This is a genomic window from Nostocoides sp., from assembly GCF_035343835.1.
In the GTDB taxonomy this organism is placed as follows: Bacteria; Actinomycetota; Actinomycetes; order Actinomycetales; family Dermatophilaceae; genus Nostocoides_A; species Nostocoides_A vanveenii.
In genome coordinates this window covers 1-2,467 of record NZ_DAOQZV010000340.1, presented here as the reverse complement: position 1 = coordinate 2,467, position 2,467 = coordinate 1, and the positions used below count along the sequence as shown (strand labels likewise).

The 2,467-nt window shown below is 68.9% G+C and carries 3 protein-coding genes; all 3 read left to right on the top strand.

The genetic code is table 11. The annotated features are described in order from the left end of the window. Positions 1-892, top strand: an 892-nt coding sequence (tilS, locus tag PKH97_RS15830; RefSeq protein WP_324388575.1) for a tRNA lysidine(34) synthetase TilS, incomplete at its 5' end; no start/stop codon positions are given. A 9-nt stretch (positions 893-901) separates the two neighbouring features. After that, complete coding sequence (hpt, locus tag PKH97_RS15825; RefSeq protein ID WP_324388574.1) at positions 902-1,453, top strand: hypoxanthine phosphoribosyltransferase; 552 nt, start codon at positions 902-904, stop codon at positions 1,451-1,453. Between the two features lie 175 nt (positions 1,454-1,628). Beyond that, a partial coding sequence (locus PKH97_RS15820) for an ATP-dependent metallopeptidase FtsH/Yme1/Tma family protein (protein WP_324388573.1) occupies positions 1,629-2,467 on the top strand: 839 nt, incomplete at its 3' end.

Below are 2,467 nucleotides of genomic sequence, written 5' to 3'. Positions count from 1 at the left end.
GTGCTCGGGCGGCGCCGACTCCCTGGCCCTCGCTGCGGCCCTGGCGTGGGTCGCACCGCGCGCCGGCCTGCGCGCTGGTGCCGTGTGCGTCGATCACCGTCTGCAGGAAGACTCGGCCGCAGTGGCGGGGCGGGCCGCGGCCACCTGCCGGGAATTGGGTCTGGATCCGGTTCATGTCGTCAGCGTGACAGTGGCCACCGACAGCCCCTCCGGGCCGGAGGCCGCGGCGCGCACGGCGCGTCATACGGCGCTCACCGCGACCGCCGCGGACCTCGGCCGGGCCGTGGTCGTGCTGCTCGGGCATACGGCCGATGACCAGGCCGAACAAGTGCTCCTCGGGCTCACCCGCGGCTCCGGTGCCCGATCGCTCGCCGGCATGCCCCGCCGTCGCGAGTGCTTCCGGCGCCCCTTGCTCGACCTCGACCGCACCACCACCGAAGCGTCCTGCGACGAACTCGGCCTGACACCCTGGCGCGACCCGCACAACGACGAACCCGCCTACCTGCGCGTCCGCGCACGTGCGGCGCTGGCCGACCTGACCCGCGATCTCGGGCCGGGGGTGCGCGCGGGTCTGCTGCGCACGGCCGAGCTGGCCCGCGCGGACGCGGACTTCCTGGAAGGGGAGGCGCAGCGGCATACGGCACGATTGGGCACCCCGCCATGGGCGGTTGCCGATCTGGAAAAGCTCCCGCAGGCCCTGCGCGGGCGGGTCTGGCGAGCCGCCCTCCTCGCCGCGGGCGCACCGCCGACCGATCTGACTCGCGACCACGTCCGTGAATGCGACCGGCTCCTCACCCACTGGCATGGGCAAGGCCCGATCACCGTCCCCGGGCGGGTGTGGGTCCGGCGCTTCCAGGGGCTGATCCACGTCGATGCCGATCCTTACGGTTAGATAACAGGCGTGGACGCTGCGGACATGGGTGCCGACCTCGAGAAGGTCCTGATCACCGAGGAAGAGATCCAGGCCCGCCTGGCCGAGCTGGCAACCGAGATCTGGGAGAACTACGCGGGCGAGCCCTTCCTGCTCGTCGGCATCCTCAAGGGCGCCGTGCTGGTGATGGCCGACCTCATGCGCGCCATCCCCGGCAGCGTCCCAATGGACTGGATGGCGGTCTCCTCCTATGGCTCCGGCACCAAGTCCTCCGGTGTCGTGCGCATCCTGAAGGACCTCGACACCGACATCACCGGGCGGCACGTCGTGATCGTCGAGGACATCATCGACTCCGGCCTGACCTTGTCGTGGATCCGCGCGAACCTGGAGTCCCGCGGCCCGAAGTCGGTCGAGATCTGCACCCTGCTGCGCAAACCCGATGCGGCCAAGGTCGCCATCGACTGCCGGTGGGTGGGCTTCGACATCCCCAACGACTTCGTCGTCGGCTACGGGCTCGATTTCGCCGAGGCCTACCGCAACCTGCGCGTCGTCGGCACCCTCGCCCCGCACGTCTACTCCTGAGGCCTCATTCGCCGGCTGCGGAACACGCCCGCGCGGTCGTGCGTTTGCCTGCGTGGACGTGAACGCGCCGGGTGTCTGTAGGTCCGGGTAGTGTCGTCCTCTGATCGACCCCGTTCCCGGTCGGCCTCACCCGAGGCCGCCCGACAACGCAAGGAGCAGGCCACAGGGCCCCACGATGTCCACGAATGCCAAGCGAATCGTCCGCAACCCGCTGTTGTGGGTCCTTGCCATGTTCACGCTCATGGTCGTCCTGTTCTCCTTCAATGGAGACGGCGGGTATGCCCGCATCGACACCTCGGCGGCTGCGCAGCTGATCTCCAACAAACAGGTCGAGTCGGCCAAGTTCACCAGCGACAACGTCCTCGACCTGACGTTGAAGTCGGGCCAGACCTACACCGGTGAGGGCGTCAAGGACGCCACCAAGGTCCGCACCGAGTTCATCGATGCGCGCGCCGACGAGTTGGTGACCCTCGTCAATGAGAACGTCCCCACGGCATACAACGATGCGATCGAGCACCCCAGTCTCCTGGGCTCGCTGCTCGTCTCGATCCTGCCGCTGATCATCCTGGTCGGCCTGTTCTGGTTCCTGATGAGCCAGATGCAAGGCGGCGGGTCGCGGGTGATGCAGTTCGGCAAGTCGCGGGCCAAGCTCGCCTCCAAGGACACCCCGAAGGTCACCTTCGCCGATGTCGCGGGCGCCGACGAGGCCGTCGAAGAGTTGCAGGAGATCAAGGAGTTCCTCGCCGAGCCGGCGAAATTCCTCGCGGTCGGGGCCAAGATCCCCAAGGGCGTGCTGCTCTACGGCCCGCCCGGCACCGGTAAGACCCTGCTCGCACGGGCCGTCGCCGGTGAGGCGGGCGTGCCCTTCTACTCCATCTCGGGGTCCGACTTCGTCGAGATGTTCGTCGGTGTCGGTGCTTCTCGCGTGCGGGACCTGTTCGAGCAGGCCAAGGCCAATGCCCCGGCGATCGTCTTCGTCGACGAGATCGACGCGGTCGGCCGGCACCGCGGTGC